The sequence below is a fragment of the Priestia sp. FW507-14D1A genome (assembly GCF_058781295.1).
In genome coordinates this window covers 47564-50399 of sequence record NZ_JBYSWQ010000014.1, presented here as the reverse complement: position 1 = coordinate 50399, position 2836 = coordinate 47564, and the positions used below count along the sequence as shown (strand labels likewise).

Here is a 2836-nt window from a genome sequence, read left to right as displayed (position 1 = left end):
GGGGTACGTACGGTTCGGGGGGGAGTTCTCGGAAACCTAAGACCGAGAGGTCTTAAGGCGCCGGGTTCTTACCCTACAATATGCCGGCAATCGAGGGAATGTCCAACATTATCACGGTTTGTTTAGGACGAAACATACGTTTTAACTTAGTGATTCAAGCCTATGCACAACTAAAAAATAAATATGGAAATGATGCTGAAACGATTGAAGGAAACTGTGGGAATACGATTTATATTTTAAGCAATAACTATGAAACAGCAAAGACCATTTCACAAAAATTAGGGGACGGTACGATCAATTCTACCTCTCGAAGTGGGAAAGGGCTATCAACGGATAAAAGTAAAACAGAGGGAGTAGATGGAAAGCCTTTATTAACACCCAATGAATTAATGGAACTTAAAGAAGGAGAAAGTGTGGTTGTGCGTGTGGTAAAACGTCAAGATAAAGCACGTCAGAGAATTAAAGCACATCCAATTTATAACACTGGAAAAACAGCGTTGAAATACCGTTGGGAATACCTCGGAGAGGACTTTAATACGGATCGTTCGATTCTAGATATTGATATTTCGTCTTTACATGAACAAGTCAATCCAAGATCCTTAGTCATTCATAATTTCTTTCCGTTTCAATCACAAGCTCCATCAGTGGAAATTGAAGAGGAACTAACCGACGATCCATTTACTTCTCTAACGTATGAGAACTACAAAACTAAGACAGTCAAAGAGTTCTTCGGTGGAGATAAGAACGTTTCTACTGCTCTAAAAGTACACTTACCAAAAGCAATGAATAAAACGGTGGAAGAGATTGAAAAACAGTCCATGAGTGAGTTTGAAGAGGAATTAAATATGCTAGGAGTTAGTGACCAACTAAGTAAAAATGTCCACCAACTTCTTCAAACAAAAATAAATACCATTATTAGAAATTTGAAACATGAGATGGAAGAACAAGAAGCTTAATACCAAAAGGGGGAGAAAGAATGACAAGTATTTCAAAGGAATTAGAGCGTATTTTAGAGGACTATATACCGATTGTGAAAGAAGGACATCAAGTGTTAATTGGCTTACTAGATGGCACTATACACTTGGAAAAAGGACAGGAAGGAGAAGCACCTGTACAAATTCGTGTTTCTCCTCTGGATGAACGATTAGAAATAACGGTTGATACGTTATTTCAAGGCATGTAATACGTGCATAAGGAGATGAGCAGATGAAGGATGAAGAAATTCTTGAAAAGCTACATGAGTTCTCAGAGTACTTAGATGTTGGAAATATCCTCACTTATTTATTACGGAAATTGGGGTGGGGATGTATTCAAGTTCTTTCATTTCTAGTGGATGGACTAGAAGGGATTACAGACAGTGTATTAGGGATTAAATCGTTTTTTAATTCTCCTGATATTCAAGACTTTATTACGAAGATTCAACCCTTTTTATATGTGTTACTGGCTTTTTCCTTTCTGTATATCGGCTACATGTTGATTATTCAGAAGAAAGTCAATCGTGAACAAATTATGATTAACATATTTATCTCAATGGCAGTCTTACTTTTATTAAATACAAGTATGTTAAAAGCTGATAAGTTCACCGATCAAGCCATTGAAGCCGTGGATTTAAATGAAAAAGGTACGGTAAGTGAAAAGATTATTAAAAGTAATTTAACGGATGTCGCACAATTTGACCTTACCAAGTGGAAGAGTCCAGAATTGAAAGAACCAAATAAAGTACCACAAAAAAATATTATGATGATTGATATTACCGAAAAAATTGATGATAAGTTTAAGGTAAATAAAAAAGATACTTTATCGGATGAGGGCCAAAAAATACTTACAAATAAAGCAGCTCTTACACCAGATGGAAAAGAGGGGTTAGTTGAATTAGATAATGGATGGTTTGATTTCTTTCCGGAACTCTATTACCGATGGTCATGGAACTTCTGGACGATTGCCATTTCCCTTTTTGTGATAGGGATGACGTTGTTATTTACGTCTATTAAGTTAGCAAAACTATGTTACGAGCTAGGATTCAATGCAATTTTAGCCCAATTAGTTGCGCCTGCTGATGTAGCAGATGGACAGAAGTTAAAAGCTGTTCTAAAAAATATCCTGAATACATTTCTAGTGACAATTATGATCTTTATATCCATGAAGGTCTATTTAATGGGAACGGTCTTTATTAGCGATAAGCTAGAAGGTATTCCATATCTTATCGCATTGATTGCCTTTAGTATTGCCGTTGTAGATGGCCCGATCATGTGTGAACGTCTTTTTGGCATTGACGCAGGCTTGAAAAGTGGTTGGGGCGCTCTGGCAGGAGGTTTTGCGATGGCAAAAGGACTTGAAAGTGGCATCAATATGATGGGAAGAACAGCAAAAGGAGGAGCCAACCTTGCCAAAGGGATTGGTGGTGTAGGAAAAGGTCTTGGTAGTGGTGCTCTTCAGACAGCAGCAGGAGTTGGAGGTCTTGGAAAAGGGTTAGCTACACAAGGAAATAAAGAAAAACAGCCAGCTCTGCATGAAGAAATGAAAAAGGCAGGAATGCCAGGTGAAAAAGGAAACGCTGCTTCTAAAGGTCAAAATGCAGGTAATGAGCAAAAGGACCGACAACAAGGGTTATCTTCTACTGAAAAACAAGAAGGAGGTAAAAATGGTGAAGGGAATGCTTCAGAAGGAAAAGGAGCAGGTCAAGGCAGCTCTTTACAAGATGAGATGCAAGCAGCAGGTGTTTCCAATGATAGTCAGGGGTCAACTTCCTCTGTAGAAGGTGGAAATACATCTCTACATGATGAAATGCAAGCTTCTGGTTACGCTGAAGGTACCGGATCTTCTGTAGAAGGTGGAA

2 protein-coding genes and 1 pseudogene are annotated in these 2836 nt (G+C 38.2%); all 3 read left to right on the top strand.

The genetic code is table 11. From position 1 onward, the window contains the following. Positions 1-77: 77 nt before the first annotated feature. Positions 78-956 (top strand): annotated as a pseudogene (locus AC3WJG_RS25265) (TraG/TraD/VirD4 family protein); the annotation flags it as partial. Between the two features lie 20 nt (positions 957-976). After that, positions 977-1183, top strand: a complete 207-nt coding sequence (locus AC3WJG_RS25260) for a hypothetical protein (protein ID WP_492588840.1) — start codon at positions 977-979, stop codon at positions 1181-1183. A gap of 23 nt (positions 1184-1206) precedes the next feature. Next, positions 1207-2836: pLS20_p028 family conjugation system transmembrane protein (locus AC3WJG_RS25255; RefSeq protein ID WP_492588838.1), on the top strand; the 1630-nt coding region annotated here is incomplete at its 3' end.

Excerpts from the sequence above, each read along its gene's own strand:
- AC3WJG_RS25260 (WP_492588840.1), top strand. The coding sequence starts at position 977 with ATGACAAGTATTTCAAAGGAATTAGAGCGTATTTTAGAGGACTATATA.